Consider the following 22,674-nt stretch of genomic DNA (forward strand, 5'->3'; position numbering starts at 1 on the left):
CCGAGAATGCCATGCCCACGATAGCGCCCGACCTGCACCTGAACCCCGCCGAAGACCCGCGGGAACCCCGCCGCTCGCGCACCAGCGGTATCGACCGTGCGCTGCAGATACTCGACTATCTGCAAAAGCAGGGGCGGCCAGCAACTGCATATGAGATTGCGCACGACATCGGCGCCCCCCTGTCGACGATCTACGTCATCGTCGACGATCTGGTCGAAAAGGAACTGCTGGACCGCAAGGACGGCGGCCTGCTCTGGCTGGGTCCGCGGCTCTATCAGTACGGCCTGACCTACGCTCGCACATTGGACCTGCTCAACGTGGCAACGCAGGAGATGCACGAACTGGCTCAGAGTTCGAAAGAGACGATCCAGCTATGCGGCCGTGACGGTGACCATATGGTCGTGCTTGCGATGGAAGAGGGCAAAGATCATTTCCAGGTTACATCTCGCGTCGGGACCCGGACGCCGCTGAACTGGACCGCGTCGGGTCGGCTGCTCGTCGGCCATTTGCCGGAAGCCGAACGCCGCGCCATTTTCGCTCGATCCGCGATCGCATCTCCGACCGGACGCGCCGAGACGGACGAGGATGTGCTCGCTCGGGCGGCCGCCACAGCACTGGAGCAGGGCCTGTCGATCCAGGCTGGTGAATCTGACTTTTCAGTTGCCTGCATTGCGGCTCCCATCCGTGACAACCAAGGAGCCTGCCGTGCCACGATCTCGATCGTCGTCCCGGATGTGAAGCTGAAGCAAAAGAACCCGGATTTGATTACGATGGTCAAGATCAGTGCGCGCCGCATCGAGTCGCGGCTCGGTTGGCGAACCGACCGGCCATAACGAACGCCCGGCGCGAGTTGGCAAAATCACGGGATGGTGCGTTTCTGCACATCCCGCTCACCGGACCAGAAATGATCCCATTGGGCTCAGCAGCCCGTCCAGACGAAAATTTGACGCATTGAACCGACGGGCGCCGAGTCTCCAGCCGTTCCAATCAAGCCTGCGCTCGCATCTTCAAGCTGGCCGATCTGGTGGTTTTCGGTGCCTGACAGGCTTGAGCAGTGAAACGAGAATGTGCTCTCTGGCCTGTTGATCAGACGCTCCCGTCGTCAGGCAACCGAGTACAGCGTCATCGCTGCATCAAAGCCGCGCTGACCTCTCGGGTCGAGGGCTGCCCTGATCCCCAGGGATCTGGGGCCCCGTGCGGTGTGGCCGCGCGCGCCGAGCCTCGCGTCGCCGAAGAGGCCCGAGGCGATGTCGAAGCCCAGAGTGTACATGCCGGGCGGCTCTGCAGTGCGGGCAGCCTTAAAGGCATCCGTCGAGGTCTTCTCCGCGATCTTCGCGCCGACGGTCGCGAGGCCGAGTTGCGCATTCCGGGCGACAATGAAGAACGCTGAATCCTCGCAGCCAACGCGCTCGTCAGCATCAAGGCCATCCATGAAAAGCTGCTTTCCCGGGCCCCATAGCGTGTCTGCTCCGGGCATCGCGACGCCAATATCAAACCCGGTCTTGGCGGGGCCGTCTGGCTCTAGTTCTCGCATCCCGCTCAACAACGCGTCGCGGCTGACCATCATTTTTCCCTTGTCTGCATAAACGCTTTTCAGCCCCTTCGCGCCTTCCGGAAATGGATCGGGCGTCAGCCCTTGCGGGAAACGCCGGGCCGGCGTCTGCTTCGCGGCGAAATCAACCGGCAGGCACGCTGTTTTAGGATCGTTGATCGCCGCGGCGGCGGCTTGCGCGATGATGTCTATATCGACTTGGAAACCACGGAATGCCTCCTGAACCATCTGCAGGGTTGTCGGTGCCGTGAAGGTGAACTTGCCTGGATTGAGCGTAATGAAGTCCATCAGGTTCATCTGGTCTAGCCGGCTGCTGCGCTCCTTCGCGCACTCAACCAGAACATCCTGGGCTTGCCGGACCTGCGCTGCGTTCGGCGGGATCGGTCCATCTGCGATGGAGATTGGAGCTAGGGTGACGAAATAAGGAACGGCATTGGCGTTCGGATCGGTCTGGAATGCGTTCAGCCATTGCTGGAGAAGCCCATACATCTGGCTGGGATCCGTTACGTCCCCCATGATCAGATTGATCGGGCCGCCTTCGTGGTAGACGGTCGTGCGCACGTCTTCATGGAAATGCCTCTGCCATTTTCATCTTGGCGTCGGCAGAAAACAGCCCGTAGGACCCCGACAACTCCATCGAAACGGCTTGGGCCTCCTCGGAACTGGCTGTATCCATCTGCAGGACGGCCAGGAACATCCCGCCGCGTCCTACCCCGTTCACGAACATGTTCCCGTAGCGTGATTGGAAGAGCTCGGGATTGCTCGATATCGCCGCCGCCGAGCCGCTCAGCTTTGGTTCGTCGATGCCGTGAAAGGGCAGCGTTACTTTGGCGGAGATGAGCAGGAACAGGGAACTGCTCTGGATCTTGGAACTTTGGGCGAAGTCAAACCTTCCGGACGCGGAGAAGCACCCGCACCCGCCGCTCGCTTCGACATTGATGCTCAGCGACTTTTCGAGTTCGGCGGTGGTGTGAATACGGCGTATGTCGAATGAAGATATGGACCCCATTGCATCGTCGACGCCGGAAAATGCGCCATCGACGACATGACCCATCGGACTACCCGTCGCAAGATCGACACCTTTTCCATAGTCGTAGCCGGGAGAGTAAGGTACGGTTACTTGAGTAAGCATTTCAATCTCCTGATGGGCCTATTGGCATTACTCTTAAATAAGCCAGTTCAGCAGAGTATAATCTGCATGATTCTATCTGGCCGCCAGAGTGCAGTCTAAGGGGCTAGTTGGCGGCGTCCTCCCCACATTCCTAGCAGGAAGGCTCAAGCGTCGTCGGGAGGCGCTACCCCAAGCCATCTGTCGAGTTCCCGTTTCGGAACCAAAATTACAGGGCCGGGCGCTCCGCCCCGGGAACAGCTCCCAGACGTCTTTGATGTCCATGACCTTCTCTGCAAGGTCTTCAAAGAACGGTCCGACCGGAACCGATCCATGCATGTCAAGAAGCTCGATCGGAACCGGATCGCTCGCCGAGCTTGAGTTCGGAGCAGTTCCTGGCGCGGAGAGGCCACCCTCGCCGGAGGCACCAGACATCCAAGGCGGAGCAGGCGCGATCCTGCTTCGAGTGCGGATCGCGCATGCTAGAGCTAGTCTGATACGGATTGGACGAGGATGGTGATGTCGTAACTGGCATCCGCGCCCTGCACGTTTTTCACGGTTTGGAAATCCATGATCGCGGACAGGTCGATCATCCCTATCTCGTCATCGCCTGAAAGGTCGGTCTCGATAATATTAAGGTAGAATTCACCGGCTGGAACGATCTGTTTGATGTCGAGATTGTAGTCGTTTCCCGGAGTGAAGGATCCAATCGGGAAGCGAACAGGACCCATCACTCCAACAAGGTCGTCAGAACCTGTATAATCGTTCGTCGAATGACATTTGATGCGGCTTATGTTCAGTGAGTAGGGACGCATGGTCATTGCTCCATCAACTTGTTGCGAGACGGAATGCTCACCTGCCCGAGCTTACGAATGGCTTACGGGGTGGTCACGGCCCGCTGCTTTCTGCTCGCTGAGGTGTTGTCGGCGACCGTGGACATCACCCGATGCCTGTCGCGCGGTCAGTCAATCCGGTAAATGACGTAGTAGGCCGAACCCTCAATCGCTGAGCGGGCGATCTTGGCGATTGGACCCATGCCTTGTTCTTCCTTGTCCATGGTGACGGAGCCGAGTGGATCGTTGCCATTAAGAGGGCCGTCTTCATCCCAAAGAGAGAGATTCTGGCTATACTCGAACGGCAGCAGCAGGCTGCCGGCGAAGTCGTTCTGGATGAATTGCGGCGTCAGGCCCATGATGGCGTCGACTAGCGCCTGGTTGGCCGCGAAGTCGGTTCCGGTGGCGGGCTGGACACAATAGATGGTTTGAACGGTTGCGGTCGGCATGGTTTCCTCCATGAGTTGGAACGATGCCGACAGTGACCGAGCCGCGCTTACGTTTGGCTTACATGCTGAAATGACGCGCACCCGGCCCATCATCTGCTATAAGAGTGCAGCCTGGTGGATCTGGATGCGGCGGTGCACGGCGGCACGATAGCAAAACTTTCAATGCCAAGACCCGCGGGAATCTCGCGGCGGCCGCGCATTGCTGCACTGGTCGACAGGTGCCTGGAATCCGGCATGTGCTGGATTGCTGCCCCTGGCGGATACGGGAAGACCACCGCAGTCATCGATTACCTCCAGGAAAAGCGGGCTCCGCATGTCTGGTATCGCGTCGATGACGAGGACCAGGATATCGCCCGGCTGTTCTACTATCTGGCGATGTCGCCTGGGGCGCGGGAACTCAGCCTTCCTGTTTTCGGAACCGAATATGCGGAGGATGCTGCTGCATTCGCGCGTCTGTTCTTCCGCGCTTACTTGGCGCAGATGGTGCCGGACACGGTCATCGTCCTCGACGATATTCACCGTGCCGATACACCAGAATTCCGCGAAATTCTGGCTGTCCTGCTGCGGGAATTGCCCAACACGGTCCGGTGCATCTGCATATCGCGTACACTGCCTGGTGGGGGCGTGGCCGAACTCGCGCTCGCAGGCAAGCTGCCGGTCATCGGCCAGACGGCACTGGAATTCTCGGAGGACGAAGCACGCTGCCTCGTCGGTCTCAGGGAACCAGGCCATGAGAAGGGGATCGAGGTCGCCGCCGCCAAGGGGTGGGCGGTCGGCCTGGTCATGATCGCCAACCAGAAATCAAGTACCCCACAGTTGATGAGCGCCATGCCTCTGGGGCAGGGAAATTTCCAGGAGGTGGTCGGCAGACTGTTCCTGCAGAACGTTCCAGGCGACGACCAGAACACCCTGTTGAAGCTTAATCTGCTTCCCGAAATCAATTCCGGTCTTGCCGACGCCTTGCTCGGACCCAGAGTCGGCGGCCCGGTGCTGGAGCGGCTCTTTCAAATGCAGCTGTTGGTCACCCGAACAGGCCTCAGAGGCGGAGGATTCCAGTTCCACGACCTCCTGCGCGACTACCTGTCCAGGCTCTTCGAAGCGCGGCTGCCGCCGGAAGAGCAGGCAAGTTTGCGCGAAAGGGCAGCTCGGGTCCTGCGCGACGCAGGATTGGTCGACGCTGCCGTATCGATGGCTCTCCAAGCAGAAGCCTGGCCGCTTGCCCGCGAGTTGGTCATCGAGCACGCCGAGGCGATGCTGTCCCAAGGCCGCAGGGCTACCTTGATCGAATGGGGCACCAGATTTCCTGCTGAAGAACTGGAAGGCTGGCTTCTCCACTGGATCGGGGCCGCTCACGTTCCTGACGACGCCGCAGCCGAGCGATGGTTCTCACGGGCTTGGGAGGCGTTCGAGAAGGACGGCGATTTGCGGGGGCAGTGGCTGACCGTAATCCGCGCCGTGCTCGTAAAGACAAGCAGCTGGCGGACGCACGGGGGCCTGGACGGGTGGACGCGAAGGGCAGCCGCCATCCTTCGCGGGAGGCAACCCGATCTTGTCCCGAGAGAGCGGATGCTGGTTGGTGTCGGCATGTTGCGCGCGGTTGACTACGGCGAGGCCGACGAAGAGACCGCACAGGCAGGAGTGAAGATCGCCGACGAGCTCCTGCAACAGCTGTCGAATCCGACTGGTGAAGTTCCGGTTGACCTGAGATTGCTTGCCAGTGAAGCCCTTGTTGATCATGCGGTCTGGTCAGGGCGGCAGGACATCTTCGAACAGGCGGTCGACAGCGTCGCTTCCGAATTGAACGACCCGAAGGTGACGCCTTGGGTGCTTGGCATGTGGTTGGTCTCTTTCGGCGCCGCCAGCGGCAGGTATTTTTCATTCTCGAGGCGCGGGTTTCCATATGCCTCGGCCGAAGACGCCCTTCGCAAGGCAATCGAGATGGGCGAGAGGGAAGCCCTGAAAAGCGTCGAGTTCAGCGGTCTCTACCATCTCCAGCTGCTGCTCAAGCTCCGCAATGATTTCGCCGGCTTCGCAGATCTCGTGACAAGGCTCGGCGAAATCGCGGACAGCCGCTTCACAACTCAGGTGGCCGTAGTCGCAGATTGCCGAGCCGCCATGCATGCGCGGCAAGGCAGCTTCGTCGAAGCCTACAGGGATTGCGACACGTTCATGACCGCGATCGAAGAGGCGAACGAGCCGATGGTCGAGCGCTGGCCGCATTATGTCACCAAATTCCAGGTTCTTCTCGCCGACAGAAGACCGGCTGAGGCCGCCTCGCTGTTGGCAGATGTCGTCGATCGGCTGGACGGCGGCCCGCGGGAACGGGTGAAGATTTGCATTCTTGCCGCTGCCGCTTTTGAAGAGAAATGGAGGGGCGGAGCCGCTTATGAAGAGAAACTGACGGAGTTCATGGCAGCCCTGAGGGCCGTCAACCCGTCTGCAATCCTACTCAACCTGCCCGATCTCCTCGCCGAACTGCTGGCGGATGCACTTGACCGCGGAATTGAAGCGGATCTCTGCCATTCGGTCATTCAGACGCGGCGTCTCGTCCCGCCAATGAGACGGCCTGCTAAATGGCCATGGCCACTGAAGATCTTTGTACTGGGCGGCTTCAGGATCGAGCTCGACGGAACTCAATTCGATCTCGGATCGAAATCGCCGACGCGTGCCCTCGATATCCTGCGGGTTCTCGCCCTGGCGCGCGACCAGACCTGTCCCCTCGAAAGCATTCATGACTGGCTTTGGCCCGATCTCGACGGGGATCAAGCCAAACCGGCGTGCGAGCAAGCCCTTCACCGCCTGCGCAAGACGCTCGGCAAGGGCGACTTCATCGTCCAGAGGGAGGGGCGGATCAGTCTGCCCCCGGATAAGGTGTGGGTCGACCTTGCTGATTGGGAAGCCCGTCTCAACCGCGGTCTTTCCAGGAAAGGGGATACGACAGCCCCCGAAAAGGAACAGCTTCTGGCGAGATTCCCCGGCCCGCCACTGTCACCGGGTTCTCTTCCGTCTTGGGCGATACCGGTGGCCGACAAGGTTCGGGACGGCTATATCGACCTGGCGATCAACGTCGGAAGACATTGGGAGAATGCCGGAGAAGGTTTCCGGGCGCGAGAAGCCTATCTGAGAGCACTCGAGTACTACCCAGATTCGGAAAGAGTGTACCAAGCCCTCATCAGGGAACGTCTGTCCAGCAGTGATCCTGCCGCAGCTGTAGACGACTTCTCGCGCTACGAAAGGGCGGTTGGAGCGAACGGGGAATACAAATCCTCACACGTGATCCGCACGCTGGTGCGTCCGTATCTGAGATCTTGAACGCCCAAACCCGTAAGCCATCCGTGAGCTGCGTCTTGCCAGCGTGCTCCGAACCTCTTCTTTGCACGGCCCGATAACTTCACGGGCAATCCCAGGTCGATCGTGTGCGGGGCGGTTTTGTCTAACCAGCAATCCGGGATCGGAAACACTGAGAGACCGGAGCGATAGACTCTGCGCTTGGGCAGCGTACCTGCGTGTCCCCAGCGGCGTTCAAGACTACTCGCGCTGCGAGCGGGTGATAGACCGGCGGAACCGGGCTTTCGATGCAATCCACTTGCGTGTGGTTTCTTCCAGAGCGAATGAATCCAAAAAATTTCGATCTGTAAGCCATCCGTAAGCTGCGGTCAGAGAAACTCAATCCGTCGAAAACAAACAACCGCTTCGTCCGGCCCCTCGAGGGGCTACCCCGCTCGCGAAACCGCGCATGCAAGCAGCCCGATGAGGATCAAAACATGTCTACATGGCAGGATAGAGCATACCGGATATTAAATCTTTTCGAGGGTTCGGCCGACGAAGCTGGCGACCGGACCTGGCAGATTATGAACCACGTTCTCGACGAGAACAATCAGGACGACTACATCAGCAGAGACTTCTACAACGTCCAGCAGACCGCAGGCGGGCTGCCGGAAGGCGTCAGCTTCGAAGTCTTCCTGTCAGCGGTGTCCGGTCATGTCAGGGACGAGCTGCAAGGCGGAAGCTTCGACGAGGGGCTTGGCGATGATGACATTCGCACGGCAGGCCTCTCTTTCGACGACAACATTCGCCGGCATATCCGGTTCCTCAACGGAGTGGTCCACCAAGGCGCTCCCGGCGAGGTTCATCTCGGACTATGGGAGAGAATTCTGCAGGCCCGCGACAATGGCCGGAGTATCCACTCGCTGTATCACGATTACCTTGTCGATGCCTAGCCGGCTCAGACACTCACGGGTTTTGTCACAGGCACAGGTCCGCGGGAAGCCATCGCCCTAGTGACGCGTGCCCGGAAGGCACAGCCGCAGACTTCGGCTGGGAGATGCTCGGCAGCCAAGGAGGCGGCTGGGCCCGGCAAGGGCATTCCTGACCTGGTGATTGTCTGCTCGGCCGATGTCTGAACGAGACGTAACTTGCTCTTGGGCCAGGGCTCCCGGATCGACGGAGCGCGGGCCTTGCACATCCGCAATCTGACGTTGGTCTTTCCCCGTCCGCGTGACGATCCATGGTCCAACGCCGCAACAAACAAGGAGAGTTCTCATGCCTGGTAACGATCTTCAGGTCACCGGCGGCATCACGCAAGCACTGCTTGACGCGCTGAACCAGATACACACCGCCGTTGCGGCCCAGCTTGTGAATCCCGACGGCACGCCGTCTGGCTCGGCAGTCTACATGCACCTTCCAGTCGGCCAGCCGATCGACCCGAAGATGTATGCCAATCCCTGGACGCCCGCCGGCGGCAGCGCCTACGGCGCGGTTTCCACCACGGGCGCTTTCTCAGCACCACCCGCTCCCCCTTCTGCCGGAACGCCCGCGACGCCGGCCGGTCAGCTGGCGGCAATGCCGGCACCAGATCCCAGGCTGCAATTGGCGATCAGCAGCGCCTTCAACACGGCTCAACGGGTTGACGACATGTTGATGGTCACCGACAAGGGGGTTGCGGTGTCGTGGCCCCAGCGAACCGTCAGTATCGAGTATTTCACAGCCCTGGCCGGCATGCAGGCGGAACCGATCCCTGAGCCCTCGACCGATATCAAGAAACGCATCGCCGATGCCCAGAAGACATTGTATCTGATGGATGCCGACGGCAATTTTACCGGCTATACGCCGCGCCACACCGCCTACAGACACAACCAGAAGGTGCTGGCAGATGCACGCAGCGAGTTCGCGCTCGCTTACTCCCAAGCCATGTCCGATCCTATCCAGGGACAGGCATGGCCGGTCACCAGCGCCAGATACCAGAACGCCGTCGACCAAGCCTATAACGACTTCAAGGATATGGGCGGGCAACAGATCGACGACGCGATTGCAACCCTTCAGTCCGTCGGCGGCAGCGCCGCGGCCGCCCTGATTGCCAAGGCCCGCAAGATGTACGACGAGTATAGCGTTGGTCTCGGTGGCGCCGTGGCAATCAAGGTGCCGTGGTCGTATATCGATCCGGTCTCCTGGTGGGATCACACCAACCATGACTTCGGGGTGATGAAAATCACCGCCACATCGAAACAGTACCAGGCGAGCGGTGGCGGCGGCCAACACAGCTTCGGACACAGTTTCTACAACAACGAGTCGTCATCAACATCGGGCAGCGTCGGCTACAGCGTTCTGGGTTTCGGCGCCTCAGCCAATGCATCGCACAGCGAGACCAGCCACAACGACGGTTGGAATGCCGACCAGTCCTCCTGGCAGTCGCATCAGGACAGCAGTTCTTCGGCAACTGTCACATTCGAGTGGTTCATGGCCAGCATCGAACGGCCATGGCTGCTTGGCGACCTTTTCCACATGGACGGCTGGTATCTCGCCGGTCAGAAGAAGAATGCGATCAGCGACGGGACCATCGAAGGTCAGATCGGCGACGTGCCCAAGCTGCTCCCGATGATCCCGAAGGGTTTTCTGATTGTTCGAAACGTGAAGATTACCGCTAATTCCTGGGGCAGCATGGGCAGCGCATTCCAGAGCGCCGTCGACAGCGCTAGCGGACACACGGAAAGCAGCTCCACCTCCTATGGCGGCAAGGTTGGTTGGTGCGGTATCGGCGGATCGGTCCAACATTCCAATTCGGACAGCAGCGGCGCATTCAGCAACCAGCACGATGCATCTCAGGGTTTTTCCTTCAGCAGCAATGAACACGGTGGAACGCTTGAACTTTTCGGTTCGCAGATCGTCGGCTGGGTAGGCCAGATACAGCCGGCCGCACCGCGCAAGGACGACCCTGCACTCAGCGCCGAAGTCGTGGCCAACCCTGCGACAGCCGCCAATGCCGGAGCGCCTGCGATACCGGCTGACGCGCCCGCTGCTCCGCAAGGCTGAGGTGTCCCTGTGAGCACGAACAGCGATCAGCTCGCGATCCTTGGCCAGCAAGTGGTGGACACGTTAATCGCGACCTACAACCCCAACAATGACCCGTCGTTGGCGCTTGCCATTCATCCGGGGCAGGCGCTAGCCGATGGCATCGTGCAAAATGGCGTGACCAATCCGCTGCGGCTGTCGGAGTGGCTGGAAGACCAGTACGACTACCCGCTATGGCTGAAACGGTCCGATGCCTCCTCCGTTTCCGCCTCGTCTGTCGGCAGTCTTACCGCCAAGTCTGCCTATTTGGCGATGATCCCATGGGCGCAACCGGGGGTTCCGGTTGATGCTCCTTCCTATGCGCGCATCGCCGCGATGGTTGCCGAGGCACGAAAAGATATCGGGGACAATCCCGATGCGCTGCCATTCAGCTGCGAGCCGACAGATTTCGCCGAGCCCAGCTGCACGGCCTGGCATGTCTTCGATCAAAGGATATCCCGCACTACCGCAACCACGACCGAGACACCCGGCGCCATTAAGGCAAATCCCCACTTATGGAAGATGCGAGTGTTGACAAAAGAGGTGGTGTCGAACCTCACCGCAGTTTCCGAGGCGGTCGAACGGCGCAAGGCATTTGCCGCCGAATTAGCTGTTGTGCCAAGGGTTGAAGCGGTCAGAAAGCTGCGCATGCAGCCACATCTCACGGACTACGCTACCCAGCCAGTCGAGTTTCTCGGTATCCAGGATGCAGCAAGCACCGCGGTCAATCTGAGCCAGTTCAGCGCGAACCATCTGGGTGGCCTCACCGCTTCGCCGCTCCACGCCCGGGCGCTGGCCGCTACCCTGCCAACATTCAGTCGAATTCGCGCTGCCCGGCGACACTTCACAGCCGAGGCAGATCACGTCTCGCCGCCCAGAGAGCAGCCAAATGCTTCCAGCACGCAAATGCAGTTGGACACCTCGCTCGTGAACCGATTGGCCACAATCCAGCTTCACGATCTCATTAAAAACCCGGTCGTAACGGAGGTAACTACCTCGGACAGTGAACTGCATGTGCATTTCGAGTATTGCATGCTCACCATCACCCGGCGGATCGCCGGCACGAGATGGTGGCATCCCGACCTCGTCGACGAGGAGGATTGGTACGTACCGGGAATGAAGCGCGGCGACATGATCAAGGCTTCGACCGACGAGACCTATGCGCATTGCCTGCCTCAGGGCCTGCTTCTGGTTCGTAACGTGGAATTCAGCGGCTCGTGGACCGCCGAAGCCCGCACGACGATGCAAAACGCCGTCTCGTTTCTGGGTCCCTTCCTGATGCAGGCGCCAACCGGCTCTACATCCAGCACGTCCGACCTCGAACAGATAAGTGTGCTTGGCGTGGGCGTTCAGGTAATAGGCGAGCTTTGCTTTCCATTGCCGCCGCTCCCGCCGATGGATGATCCGGCGGAATTGGAACGTCCCGTTGTCTAAGCAATCAACGACGCTCAATGAAGACGGTAAGTGCGTTGTGGCCGGGCCGGACGAGGTGTCCCAGGCACCGGTATCATCGCGTGCACTCTGCGGTGCTGGCACGCTGCGGACTGTGGGCAAAGGTGGTCGCGGGAGCGCGCTGCCGCCTTTGCCATACCCACCGGAATACCGGTTCCGGCCTCGCTGCTGCGGCTGAACGAGCGGAGCCTATCCCGAACCTTCGCGCGCCGATTTTTACTAGCTTCCCGCCAGCGACAATCCACGGGCGCGCTCGCATAGCAGGGCAAGCAATTCGCTGCGCCTGGCTTCCGGCGTGTCGACGGGCAACACGAAACAAAGCGTCTTGTTGATGGCCCCGTCGCCATCGCGGATGGGCGCGGCCATGCACCAGGTGAAGCGGTCAGCCAGAGCGGCGGTCTCGCTGAAACCTTGCTGGCGCGCCAGAGCCACATCGCCGAAGAACTCGGCTGGCGCAATGACGCGGCCGTCGGGAAGCTTGTAGTCGCCAGGCGGAATGAAGTCCTGTATTTCCTGCGCGCTCATATGGCCGAGCAGCAGCCTTCCGGACGCCGTCCACGGGATCGGCACCTCGACTCCGACATCGCTTGAAATCCGGAACGGGCCGGGCGAGTCCCGGCAATCAAGGACGACGTATTTGTTCCCGCGCAGGCCACACAGCTGGACGGTCTCGCCCGTCTCCGCGCCTAGTCTGTCCAGGGTTTCGATGATGCGTCGATAATGGGCATTATGATGTGAGTAGGCCCAGCCGAACAGATGCATCGCCTTTCCGAAATAGACATAGCCTTCCGTCCCGACGTTCTCGAGCATTTCGGCTTCCAGCAGGCTGTTGACGATCTCATAAGTGGTCGAACGCGGCGCGCCGATCATCTTGGCGATATCGCCGACGCGCATCGGCGCGCGCTGCCGCAGAAGCGCTTCAAGCAGCGTGATGACGCGGTCAATCCCGCGGCGCCGTTCGCCATTGCGCGGCTCGGCGCGGACTTCCCTTTCGATCAAACCAGTGACGCCATCGCTCATGTGGGCCGCACCCCGCGCAAAATCATTTCGGCCCTCGTCTCAAGACGCTTGAAAGATGTCAAGGCTCAGTCTAGCATCCCATCTGTCCGATATACAGGCCTCTTGTCTGGAATATCGGACAATAAAGAGCCAGGCGCAGAGAGTCCTGACGAGAAAAAGGGCGGTTTCCGAGATGCGGCAACCGGCGGGTTTTCTCGTCTCGACCCCGCACGTCCAGGCATAACCTCAGAAGGGAACAATCATGACCAAATCATCGTTTTTCGCATCCGCCAGCGCCCTTTGCCTCGGTCTTCTCCTCAGCGTTGGCGCCGGTTCGCAGGCCAACGCCGCCGCTAAATGCATCAAGGGCGACCGCAAGGCGCCGTATACGATCGGCTGGGCCAACATCTATTCAGTTCCGACCTGGATGAAGCAGACACAGGGCACGATCGAAGCCGAAGTCGAAACTTTGAAGAAGCAAGGCTTGGTCGACAAGCTCGTCGTGACCGACGCCCAAGGCGACGCCAACGTCCAGATTCAGCAGATCCAGTCGATGATCGATTCCGATGTCGATGCCATCATCCTGATCGCTGGCTCGTCGACCGCGCCGGCGCGCGTGCTGGCGGACGCCTGCGCCAAAGGCATCGCGATCATCAATTTCGACAGCCTCGTCGACACCGACCAGGTGACCGCCAAGGTCAACACCGATTCCTCGCAGTGGGGCGATCAGGCGGCCAAGTTCCTGATCGACGCCATCGGAGGCAAGGGCAAAATTCTGATCCTCAATGGCCCAGCCGGCGTTTCGGTCAGTGACGACCGGCGCAAAGGCGCCGATGCCGAGCTTAAGGCTCATCCCGATGTGAAAGTGCTTGCCGAAACGAACACGCCCTACAATGTCGCGCCCGCCCAGGAAGCGGTCACCAGTCTGCTTTTCGCCAATCCCGAAATCGACGGCATCCTGTCGCTCGGCGGCGCTCTGTCGGCGGGTGCCGTGCTCGCGCTCGACAAGCAGGGTCGCGACCAGGTGCCGATCACCGGCGAGAATGCGCGCCAGTTCCTCGAACTGTGGAAGGAAAAGGGCTTGAAGAGCTGGGCGACGATGCAGCCGAACTGGCTCGGCGCTTTCGCCACCTACACCGCCGTACAGGCGCTGGACGGCAAGGATGTGCCGGCTTTCGTCAAGATCCCGCTGCCGGTGATCGACAATTCCAACGTCGACGAATATCTCGCCCGGGCTAAGGATTTCCCGGCTGACGGTTACATCTATTCGCCGTTCGATGAGGATCTGTTCAAGAAGCTGCTGGCCCAGAAATAAGCCTGAAGGGTTGCAACATTGACAACCACGGCTACGCTTCTCGCCGCGCGGGGGGTGTCGAAGTCCTTCTTCGGCAACCCCGTCCTGCGCAACGTTTCCATCGCTCTGCAGCCGGGCCGCGTGCATGCGCTGCTCGGCGAGAACGGCGCGGGGAAGTCGACGCTGATCAACCTTTTGTCCGGCGCCCTGCGCCCGGACGGCGGGGCGATCGAGGTTGATGGACGCCCGGTATCGCGCATGAGCCCCGCTCATGCGCGGCATGCCGGGATCGCCGTTGTCCAACAGGAACTCAGCCTGACGGCCAGCCTCTCGATCGCCGAAAATATCGGGCTCGGCGCCTATCCCAAGAGATTCGGCTTGGTCGATTACACGGAACTTGCCGCACGGGCCAGGGCCGCATGTGATCTTGTCGGCCTTCGCGAACCGCTGTCTACGCCGGTGGGGCATCTGTCACTCGGCCGGCGTCAGATGGTGGAGATCGCCAAGGCGCTCTACCGGCGGCCGCGCGTGCTCATTCTCGACGAACCCACCTCATCGCTATCGGCAACCGAGACAAAAACCCTCACGGACTTGCTGGAAAGGCTTCGGGCCGAGGGCATCGCCATTCTCTACATCTCACACCGGCTGAACGAAGTGATGACACTGTGCCAGCATGTCACCGTACTGAAGGACGGCGCCTGCACGGCGGACCGCTCGCTGGAAGAAACTGATGCCGCCGGGCTGGTGCGGCTGATGGTCGGCCGCGACCCCGGCGATCTCTTTCCACGATGGCAGCCTTCGCCATCGCCAGCCAACGCCATCTCGGTTCGTAATTTTTCGGCCGGCCTGATGCGCGACGTCGATCTCGACATCAGGACAGGCGAGGTGCTTGGGATCGGCGGCCTGGTCGGGCAGGGGCAGGAAGATCTGCTGCTTGGCCTCTACGGCGCGATCCCGGCTAGGTCGGCATCCGCGACCGTAAACGCTGCTTCGGGTCTGCCGGGCGGCGTGCCGAAAGCCAATGCGCTCGGCCTCGCCTATGTCCCGGCCGACCGCAAGCGCGAAGGCCTGCACTTGATCCATCCCATAATCACCAACATGATGCTACCAGCCTTCGCAAGGCTGCCGGCGTTGAAGCTGCGCAGCCGGCGTGCCGAGCGCGATTTGGCGAGGGGACTCGCCGCCCAGCTTGCCATCAAGGGCGACCTCGATCGCCCGGCGCAGGCACTCTCAGGTGGCAACCAGCAGAAAGTCGCGCTGGCGAAATGGATGCCACACGATCCGCTTGTGCTTCTCCTCAACGATCCGACGCGCGGCGTCGATGTCGAGACCAAGCGTGAGATCTACATGATGCTTCGCAATCTCGCTGCCGCCGGCAAGGCGATCGTCCTGCTCAGTTCCGACACACCCGAACTGGTGCACCTTTGCGACCGCGTCGCCGTGGTCCGAGAAGGTCGCATCAAGGCCATGCTCGAGCGCGAGGCACTGAGCGAGGAAGTCATCGTCTCCGCCGCAATGGGCGCCGAACAGCAGAAAGTTGCGGCATGAGCACGGTTGTATCCTCAAGCCAAGCCGGCGCCCTCTACTGGCGAGTTCAGCTGCGCCGAAATGTTGGCGTGCGCAGCCTGTTTGCCGTGGTTCTGGCGTTCCTCGTTGCCTACGGCGTGTTGTTCCCCGGCCTCTTGACGGCGTCCGGCTTCGCCAAATTCACCCAGAGCTGGTTTCCGCTGGCGCTGGTCGCGATGGCCCAGGCGATCCTCATGCTCACCGGCGGCATCAGCTTGGCAATCGGCGCAATGGTCAGTCTCGGCGCGGTAATCGCCGCGACGACGATGATCGGGCCGCTGGGCGTAGCCGGCGGCACCGCCGTGGTGGCGCTGACCGGTATCGGCATCGGTGCCGCGACGGGGTTCATCGTCGTGAAACTTCGGTTGCCGGCCATCGTGGTGACGCTCGCCGGCTCCTTCATCATCGGCGGTGCTGCGTTGCTCATCCTGCCGAGGCCGGGCGGCGCCATTCCGGAGTGGCTGTCGGACCTGCTTGCCGGCAACACGCCGGCGGCATTCGTGTTGCTGGTGCTCGTCGTGCTTTTGTGGAAACTCTATCTCGCCACCCCGCTTGGGTTGAGCCTCTATGCCGCCGGTGAGAATCCGGTCGGCGCCTATCGCTCCGGCGTGCCGGTCGACGGCGCGCGGATCGCGGCCTATGCGATCAGCGGTCTGCTTTGCACAGGCGCCGGCCTGTTCGTCGCCGCGCAAACGGGTTCGGGCGACCCGGTCATAGGCACAGCCTTCACGCTGAATTCCATTGCCGCCGCGGTGCTCGGCGGAATCGGCTTCCTCGGCGGCCAGGGCACGATGCGCGGCGCGCTTGCCGGCAGCCTGCTGCTCAGCCTGATGATCAGTGTCATGTTCTTCCTCGGCTTCACGCCAGTTGCTCAGTATGTCGCCCAAGGCCTCATCATCATCGGGGCGGTCGCCATCCCGCAATTCCGCAAGGTGCAGCAATGACAGCACGGAAAGAGAGCGCGCGCGGCGGGCGGGCGTTGACGATCCTGCGCAGCCGGCCCTTCCTCACGGTCGCTATCGTTGCCGCGGTGTGGATCGCGGCGAGCTTCGCTTCACGTGGCTTCGGCGCTTATGGTCATTTGCGCTATTTGGGCGAGTTGGGCGCGGTGATCGGCCTGGTCGCGGCGGGCCAGACCTTCGTGGTGATTGCCGGCGGCATTGACCTTTCCGTCGCGGCGATCGTCACGGTCAGTGCCGTCAGCCTCCCGCTGCTCTCATTGCAGGCGGATCCGACCGGGCTCACAGCCGTTCTTGCAGTACTTGCGTTGACGACCGCGATAGGTCTCGTAAACGGGCTGGGCGTGGCGCTGTTGCGCGTTCATCCAATGATCATGACACTGGCGATGGCGACATTCCTGCAGGGCCTCCTGATCATCATCGCCGGCGGCAGCGCCGTGACCGCCGAGAACCCGCTGGTCAGCTGGCTCGGCAATGCGCGGCCAGCCGGTATTCCGGCAGGCGTGCTTTTGTGGGTGGTCATTTCCGTGATCGTTCTGACCACGATGCATGCGACATCCCTCGGCGCCCGGATTTTCGCGATGGGCGCCAATCCGCTTGCCGCGGCGCTGTCCGGAGTTTCCGTCGCCTCGACCACGCTCGCCGTCTACGGCATCAGCGGCTTCTGTTCGGGACTTGCCGGTGTGTTGGTCCTCGGCATGAACGGCCAAGGCTATGTCGGGATAGGAGATCCCTATCTCCTCGCGTCGATTGCCGCCGTGGTGCTCGGCGGCACCTCGATACTGGGCGGGCTCGGCACCTATGCCGGTACTATCCCCGGCGCGATCCTGCTGGTCACGATCACGGCGCTGATCACCGTCGTCAACGCATCGCCCGGCTGGCGCAGTATCCTGTTCGGGTCGCTGATTCTGGGGCTGCTGCTTCTCTCAGGCAGGGAGCAGGCCCGCCGATGAAATATCGTGCAGCCGGTAGATACGCCTTGCGTTGCCGAAGAACAGCGCCGTTTGCTCGTCCGCGGAAAGCTCTCCTGCAATGGCTTTGAAGCTGTCATATACTGCATCGAATGACGCATGCAGGCCGGCGACTGGGAAGTCACTGCCGAACATCGCTCGCTGCGTACCGAAACAGTCGATGCAATGCATGACAACCGGCTTCAGGCTGTCGAGTGTCCAATCATGATCGTAGGCGACCAGATCCGATATCTTGATGGCAGCGTTGTCGCACTCCGACAAAAGCCGCAGCCCTTCGCGCCACACCCGCATCCCGTCTGCATCGCGATCGATCGGGCTGCCGCAGTGGTTGAGAACAAAGAGCTGGTCCGGAAAGGCCGCCGCGAGGCGCGCCGCACCGGCGAGCTGGCGCGGAAACACCATCAGGTCGAAAACCAGCCGGTGGCGCCCAAGCAGGGACAGGCCGGCACGCCAGGCCTGATCGTCCATGATGCCGTCACGGGCAGCAAAACGGCGGGCAGGATCCGGATCCCAGCTCAGTATGTCGCGCACACCGACGACACGGTCGAATGCCGCCTGCGCCTCGACCAGCGCCGGCGCTTGGCGGCTCGCCAGCGGTATGTGAACAACATAACGGGCGGCCACGCCGCGCGACTTGTCGAGCGTTTCAAGCCACCGCGTTTCGCCGACGCATTCATCCCCGGTCCAGCCGGCTTCGACATGGACGGTTGCGACGACATTGTGCCGGCCGGCGTCGCGCAAATAATCTTCAGGAAGGTAGTTTCGCCGCAAGCGGCCAAGCTCCCCCAGACCGCCGCGTTCGCCAGCCGTTGTGGCGAGCCAGGGGTGCCGGCTGAGGCCGAGATCCCAAAGGTGATGGTGGGCATCGATGATCGGTCCGCGGTAAGGTGTTGGCACGCATCTCTCTCATGGTGTGGCCGGAATCGGAAATCGATCCGGACTTCATCCTGTAAAGGAAGGACTAGCATCGGATGACCGAAAGCTCACCCGTACTGTTGCTGGCGACCCGAGAAAATTTCCTGCTCGATGACCGTATCCGCGGCGTGCCGCCTGGCACCCTCGGCTTGGACAGCAGCCTTGTCGCATCTGAGCGCTGGCATCCAGCGGATGGGCGTATGTCGTTGCCGGTGTTGACCGTCGACGAGGGGGCCTTCATCGCCAATCGTGACCTCTTCCTGCGCTATGCGCGAGAGCAGGGCGCCGTGATCGCCCCGCATGCCAAGACCCCGATGGCGCCTGATCTTGCCCGGTCCCTGATCGAGGCCGGAGCATGGGGCACGACCGTCGCCGACATAAGGCAGGCCACGGTGATGCTCAGAGCCGGACTCTGTCGGCTGATCATCGCCAATGAGGTCGGCGGACCAGGTGGTGCGAACCGGCTTGCGGTTCTTGTCAGCGCCTGGCCAAGCGCTGAGTTCTACGTTTTCGCCGACTCGATCGCCGCCGTGAATGCGCTTGCCGAAGCCTGGCGGGCCAATGCGAGGCTGCCGCCATTGCGCGTGCTCGTCGAACTTGGTGCGGGCAGGGCAGGCGCCCGGACCACCGGCGAAGCCGAGGCGATTGCCGACGCGATTGTAGCAGCCGGCGGCCGGCTGCTGATCGCCGGCGTCGCAACCTATGAAGGTGCCGCGGCGCAGCCCGATCCTGACCGCACCGATGAGGCGATATCCGCCCTGCTGACAATGACAGCCGACATGTTCCTGCGGCTCCGCGCCCGCGTCGGCGGCGACACCCCGCTGATTGTCACGGCAGGCGGCTCGGTCTACTTCGACAAAGTGGTCGCAGCGCTTTCGCCTCTCGTTTCTAGGGACAGCAGCGCGACGCTGGTGCTGCGCAGCGGCGCCATCTTCTTCCACGACCATGGCGTCTACGACCGCTCGCTCGGCACACTCGACGCCCGCGAGGGTTTTGCAGTCGGCGGCTTCAATGCGTCCGCACGAAATTCGTTCCGTCCGGCTTTGCGCCTATGGGCCGAGGTACTGTCGCGGCCGGAGCCCGGCCTTGCGATCTGCGGCATGGGCATGCGCGACGTGTCGTTCGACCAGGGCTTTCCAATGGTCCTGACCATCTTTCGTGCCGGCAAGCAGCTGCCGATAGCGCGTGCCGAGGTCTTCAAGCTCAACGACCAGCACGCCTTCCTGACAATTGCGTCGGGCGACGACATTGCCGTCGGCGACACCGTTGAATTCGGCATCTCCCATCCCTGCACCTGCCTTGATCGCTATCGCGTGATCTTTGGCGTCGACGCGGCCGGGTATGTCAGCCACGCCTTTCCCACCTATTTCGGCTGACCATCGTCGCGCTTTCCAAAAAAAGAACGAAAGGATCCGATATGATCAAGTACTTCCAATCCGGCTCCCGCATGTCGCAGGCGGTCGTCTATGGCGGCCTCGTGCACATAGCGGGCCAGGTCGCAGACGATCGCAAGGCCGGCATCGAGGGTCAGACGAGCGAGGTACTCTCCAAGATCGAGGCGCTCCTGGTCGAGGCCGGCAGCAGCAAGTCGAAGCTCGTGGCGGTCAACATCTTCCTGCCGCAGATTGGCGATTTCGACGCAATGAACAGTATCTACGATGCCTGGGTGGATTCCGCCCGTCTGCCGGCGCGTGCCTGCGTCGAGGCGCGTCTCGCTGATCCTGACCTCCGCATTGAGGTCACCGCCGTCGCGGCTGTGTGAACCGCCGCCATGCACACCGGCATCAGCCATTCGCTCGATTTCGATCGGGACGGCAAGACGCTCAGCCATCTGAGCATCCCGTTCTCGATAGACCGTTCGCCATATTTCCAAATCAAGGTCCCGATCTGCCTCATGCGCAATGGTGAGGGTCCGTCGCTGCTTCTTATGGCCGGTAATCACGGCGATGAATATGAAGGCGAGCTGTGCTTGGCAAAGCTGGTCCGCCGGCTCGATCCAGCGCGAGTCAGGGGCCGCGTCACCATCCTGCCGATGGCCAATGTGCCGGCGGTGATGGCCGCCAAACGCTGCTCGCCGCTCGATGGCGGCAATCTCAATCGCGCCTTTCCCGGAGATCCGTCGGGCACGCCGACAAGCCGGCTCGCCAACTTTCTCGAGACAGACCTGTTCCCCCGACACGACATCGTCTTCGACATCCATTCGGGGGGCACTTCGATGGAACATCTGCCGACTGCACTCGTCGAGCGCAATGCCGATCCCGAGCGCCACAGGCGCGGGGTGGAGCTGATGCGGGCGCTCTGCATGCCCTATGGGTTCGTGGCCGACAATGGCCAGGCCTCGCCGACCTCCATGGGTGCAGCGCGCCGTGCCGGCGCCATCGGCGTCAGCGGTGAGTTCGGGGGCGGCGGCACCGCCACGGTCGACACGATGGCGATCACCGCTCGCGCGATCGACAATCTGCTGATTGCACTAGGCCTGGTCGACGGGCCAGTTGTTGGCGCGGAGTCAATGCATTCGATGCCGACGCGACTGCTTTCGCTTTCGCGGCATAGCCAAGGCCTCTACGCCGCCCGCCGCGGCTGGTTTGAACCCGCCGTGAGGGTTGGCGACAGCGTGAACGCCGGACAATTGGCTGGCTGGTATCACGATCTCGAAAGGCTCGATCTTGCCGAGGAAGCCTTGCATTTTGCCGAAAACGGCATCGTGCTTTCGCGGCGGCTGCATACAATGTGCGAGGCAGGAGACTGCCTCATGCAAGTCGCCGAACCCGTAGAAACCTAAAGGGAAAACGCACGGCGTCTAGCTGCTGCGCCACTCTGGAGAACTGAGGATATCTTATGCAGCTTTCCATGTGGACCTACCCCTGGGATGTCCAGGATCTCGGTTTCGAGATGGTCGAACGCGATCTGGTCGAACGCGCGGGACTCAACATGATCAGCCTTGCTGCCTCGTATCATGCGGGACGCTTCCTTCAGCCGCGCAGCCCGCGCCGCAAAGCCTATTTCCCGGAGGACGGCACGATCTACTTCAAGCCAACCGCCGCGCGATGGGCCGACCTCGCAATTCAGCCCAAGGTGGCGGACGTGATCTCGCAGGGAGGCGACGTGCTTGGCGAGCTCGTCCGCAGACGAGACGCCAATGGGCTCGGTGTTTCGTGCTGGACGGTGTGCCTGCACAACACCCGCGCCGGCATGCTTTATCCGCAGGTGGTTACCCGAAATGCCTTCGGCGATCCCAATTATTACAACCTTTGTCCCTCGCATCCGGATGCGCGCGCCTATGTTCGCGCGCTGGTCGCCGACGTTACGCACACCTACAAGCCGGACAGAATCGAGCTCGAAAGCCCGTCATTCATGAGCTTCGCCCACGAATATCATCACGAGAAAGACGGTGTCGGGCTGACCGCGGAAGATGACTTCCTTCTGTCGCTGTGCTTTTGCCCGTCCTGCCTCGCCCGCGCCGCTTGTGCCGGCATTGACGGCGAGGCGGCGCGCAAACTGGTCAGAGGGTGGATCGTCGAGACCTGTGATCGTGCCGTTCCGGCACCGCGTTTTCCGGACTTTCCGAACGGTAGCTTCGATACCTTCCAGCCCTGGCCAGAATTATACGACTTTCTGCTGTGGCGGTTCGAGCCGGTGACCAGCTTGGTTGCCGAGCTGCGCGACGTTGCCGATCCGGGCACACGTGTCCTCATCATTGACCTGAAGGACGGCTGGTTGGGCGGCTGCGATCTGGCGGCTCTCGGCCAGGCTTGCGACGGCGCGATCCTGTGCGCCTACGATATGCAGGCCAGCGATGTCGCAGATCTGATGGCCACTGGCCGTGCCACGCTCGGAGCAGAGAAATTCCTTGGGACCGGTTACCGGCTGTTCCATCCGGAAATGGCAGGCCCGGACATTCTCGCCGCCAAAGTGAAACCGGCGCTGGCGGCGGGCGTCGATGGCATCAATTTCTACAATTACGGCCTTGTACCTGCCGCACGCCTCGATTGGGTGAGTGCCGCACGATCTGTGTGAACAATCGATCCACTGCCGACCCAATAGGCCTAATTTTGCCTCGAGCATTGCGCGTAATGGAGAGGCGTTCGGAGGACTTCCCGCATGGATTCTCGCATTGCTTTGGCCGGCGGCCAGCAGCCTAGCTGAAAATCGAGGCATGGCTGTGAGGGCCACGCGGGAGGGAGGCGGGTTATACGGTGGAGCGCATCTTCCAATTTATTCGCTCTAGCGCATATTGAAATCTATCTTC

Annotated in this window: 19 protein-coding genes; 13 read left to right on the forward strand and 6 right to left on the reverse strand. The window is 61.5% G+C overall.

Features of this window, described 5'->3' with window-relative positions; translation table 11 throughout:
- Positions 1 to 11: 11 nt before the first annotated feature.
- Positions 12 to 833 (forward strand): IclR family transcriptional regulator, encoded by an 822-nt coding sequence (locus NKH71_RS16650; protein ID WP_023718484.1) that lies wholly within the window; start codon positions 12 to 14, stop codon positions 831 to 833.
- A gap of 269 nt (positions 834 to 1,102) precedes the next feature.
- Here NKH71_RS16650 and NKH71_RS16655 read toward each other — a convergent pair whose 3' ends face one another.
- From NKH71_RS16655 to NKH71_RS16670, 4 genes are all read right to left on the reverse strand, one after another.
- Entirely contained in the window at positions 1,103 to 2,113 is a 1,011-nt protein-coding gene (locus tag NKH71_RS16655; RefSeq protein WP_352895180.1) for a hypothetical protein, read from the reverse strand.
- Between the two features lie 4 nt (positions 2,114 to 2,117).
- Positions 2,118 to 2,684 carry a hypothetical protein gene (locus NKH71_RS16660; RefSeq protein WP_156948052.1) on the reverse strand — a complete coding sequence of 189 codons (567 nt, stop codon included), beginning with the start codon at positions 2,682 to 2,684 and terminating at the stop codon, positions 2,118 to 2,120.
- Between the two features lie 464 nt (positions 2,685 to 3,148).
- The gene (locus tag NKH71_RS16665) at positions 3,149 to 3,481 is read right to left on the reverse strand and encodes a hypothetical protein (RefSeq protein ID WP_023718481.1); all 333 of its coding nucleotides are present in this window, start codon (positions 3,479 to 3,481) and stop codon (positions 3,149 to 3,151) included.
- A 140-nt stretch (positions 3,482 to 3,621) separates the two neighbouring features.
- Positions 3,622 to 3,942, reverse strand: a complete 321-nt coding sequence (locus NKH71_RS16670; protein WP_352895181.1) for a hypothetical protein — start codon at positions 3,940 to 3,942, stop codon at positions 3,622 to 3,624.
- A 114-nt stretch (positions 3,943 to 4,056) separates the two neighbouring features.
- On the opposite strand from NKH71_RS16670, the gene NKH71_RS16675 reads away from it, so the two are divergent.
- The 4 genes from NKH71_RS16675 to NKH71_RS16690 all read left to right on the forward strand — a co-directional run bounded on the left by NKH71_RS16675 (position 4,057) and on the right by NKH71_RS16690 (position 11,703).
- Positions 4,057 to 7,254 carry an AfsR/SARP family transcriptional regulator gene (locus tag NKH71_RS16675; RefSeq protein ID WP_023718479.1) on the forward strand — a complete coding sequence of 1,066 codons (3,198 nt, stop codon included), beginning with the start codon at positions 4,057 to 4,059 and terminating at the stop codon, positions 7,252 to 7,254.
- A 539-nt stretch (positions 7,255 to 7,793) separates the two neighbouring features.
- Positions 7,794 to 8,162 carry a hypothetical protein gene (locus NKH71_RS16680; RefSeq protein ID WP_156948050.1) on the forward strand — a complete coding sequence of 123 codons (369 nt, stop codon included), beginning with the start codon at positions 7,794 to 7,796 and terminating at the stop codon, positions 8,160 to 8,162.
- A gap of 322 nt (positions 8,163 to 8,484) precedes the next feature.
- Complete coding sequence (locus NKH71_RS16685; RefSeq protein ID WP_352895182.1) at positions 8,485 to 10,251, forward strand: hypothetical protein; 1,767 nt, start codon at positions 8,485 to 8,487, stop codon at positions 10,249 to 10,251.
- 9 nt (positions 10,252 to 10,260) lie between these two features.
- Positions 10,261 to 11,703: a hypothetical protein gene (locus NKH71_RS16690; RefSeq protein WP_023718476.1), complete on the forward strand. Its 1,443-nt coding sequence runs from the start codon at positions 10,261 to 10,263 to the stop codon at positions 11,701 to 11,703.
- A 237-nt stretch (positions 11,704 to 11,940) separates the two neighbouring features.
- Here NKH71_RS16690 and NKH71_RS16695 read toward each other — a convergent pair whose 3' ends face one another.
- Positions 11,941 to 12,741: an IclR family transcriptional regulator gene (locus tag NKH71_RS16695; protein ID WP_352483665.1), complete on the reverse strand. Its 801-nt coding sequence runs from the start codon at positions 12,739 to 12,741 to the stop codon at positions 11,941 to 11,943.
- Between the two features lie 241 nt (positions 12,742 to 12,982).
- Here NKH71_RS16695 and NKH71_RS16700 point away from each other — a divergent pair, with 241 nt between their 5' ends.
- From NKH71_RS16700 to NKH71_RS16715, 4 genes are read left to right on the forward strand one after another with little or no spacing between them, the layout of a single operon-like run.
- Positions 12,983 to 14,035 carry a substrate-binding domain-containing protein gene (locus tag NKH71_RS16700; protein WP_031193806.1) on the forward strand — a complete coding sequence of 351 codons (1,053 nt, stop codon included), beginning with the start codon at positions 12,983 to 12,985 and terminating at the stop codon, positions 14,033 to 14,035.
- An 18-nt stretch (positions 14,036 to 14,053) separates the two neighbouring features.
- Complete coding sequence (locus NKH71_RS16705) at positions 14,054 to 15,562, forward strand: sugar ABC transporter ATP-binding protein (protein ID WP_023718472.1); 1,509 nt, start codon at positions 14,054 to 14,056, stop codon at positions 15,560 to 15,562.
- Complete coding sequence (locus NKH71_RS16710; protein WP_023718471.1) at positions 15,559 to 16,524, forward strand: ABC transporter permease; 966 nt, start codon at positions 15,559 to 15,561, stop codon at positions 16,522 to 16,524. Before NKH71_RS16705 ends, NKH71_RS16710 begins: the two co-directional genes overlap by 4 nt.
- Positions 16,521 to 17,492 carry an ABC transporter permease gene (locus tag NKH71_RS16715; protein ID WP_352895183.1) on the forward strand — a complete coding sequence of 324 codons (972 nt, stop codon included), beginning with the start codon at positions 16,521 to 16,523 and terminating at the stop codon, positions 17,490 to 17,492. The genes NKH71_RS16710 and NKH71_RS16715 overlap by 4 nt, the downstream gene beginning before the upstream one ends.
- Here the strand turns inward: NKH71_RS16715 and NKH71_RS16720 are convergent.
- Positions 17,466 to 18,407: an amidohydrolase family protein gene (locus NKH71_RS16720; RefSeq protein ID WP_352895184.1), complete on the reverse strand. Its 942-nt coding sequence runs from the start codon at positions 18,405 to 18,407 to the stop codon at positions 17,466 to 17,468. The genes NKH71_RS16715 and NKH71_RS16720 overlap by 27 nt on opposite strands.
- A 74-nt stretch (positions 18,408 to 18,481) precedes the next feature.
- Between NKH71_RS16720 and NKH71_RS16725 the strand changes: the two genes are divergently transcribed.
- The 4 genes from NKH71_RS16725 to NKH71_RS16740 are packed head-to-tail and all read left to right on the forward strand — an operon-like array spanning position 18,482 to position 22,442.
- Positions 18,482 to 19,801 carry an alanine racemase gene (locus NKH71_RS16725; RefSeq protein ID WP_352494804.1) on the forward strand — a complete coding sequence of 440 codons (1,320 nt, stop codon included), beginning with the start codon at positions 18,482 to 18,484 and terminating at the stop codon, positions 19,799 to 19,801.
- 41 nt (positions 19,802 to 19,842) lie between these two features.
- On the forward strand, positions 19,843 to 20,187 hold the full coding sequence (locus NKH71_RS16730) for a RidA family protein (protein ID WP_023718467.1): 345 nt from the start codon (positions 19,843 to 19,845) through the stop codon (positions 20,185 to 20,187).
- 9 nt (positions 20,188 to 20,196) lie between these two features.
- On the forward strand, positions 20,197 to 21,207 hold the full coding sequence (locus tag NKH71_RS16735; RefSeq protein ID WP_023718466.1) for a succinylglutamate desuccinylase/aspartoacylase family protein: 1,011 nt from the start codon (positions 20,197 to 20,199) through the stop codon (positions 21,205 to 21,207).
- Positions 21,208 to 21,263: 56 nt separating this feature from the next.
- Entirely contained in the window at positions 21,264 to 22,442 is a 1,179-nt protein-coding gene (locus NKH71_RS16740) for a hypothetical protein (protein WP_023718465.1), read from the forward strand.
- The last annotated feature ends 232 nt before the right edge of the window (positions 22,443 to 22,674 follow it).

Origin of the sequence: Mesorhizobium sp. M0983 (genome assembly GCF_040318975.1) — a bacterium.
GTDB lineage: Bacteria > Pseudomonadota > Alphaproteobacteria > Rhizobiales > Rhizobiaceae > Mesorhizobium.